The 277-nt window shown below is 63.2% G+C and carries 1 protein-coding gene; it reads left to right on the forward strand.

What is annotated here, in order from left to right; all coding sequences use genetic code 11:
• Positions 1-277, forward strand: a 277-nt coding sequence (locus tag RMT89_RS42760) for a class I SAM-dependent methyltransferase (protein ID WP_315889156.1), incomplete at both ends; no start/stop codon positions are given.

Genomic DNA, 277 nt, shown 5'->3' on the forward strand with positions numbered 1-277 from the left:
CTTACATGCGGTTCCTGATCCCTCGGCAGAAGCGGGTATTGGAGCTTGGCTGCGGCCGCGGCGACTTGCTTGCGACCCTCGAACCGAGCCCTGGTGTCGGCGTCGATTTCAGTCCGGGCGCGATTGAGCGCGCGAGATCGCAGTATCCCCATCTGAACTTCATCGTGGGTGACGTCGAGGACGCCGACACACGTCACGCTGCGCCCGTGCGCGAGGTGGTGGGACATCAGGTGTTACTCAGTCTCGTTCTGGGTTCGGGCCAGCTCCCTGATGGTAG

It is taken from the genome of Streptomyces sp. P17 (genome assembly GCF_032436805.1).
Taxonomy (GTDB): Bacteria; Actinomycetota; Actinomycetes; order Streptomycetales; family Streptomycetaceae; genus Streptomyces.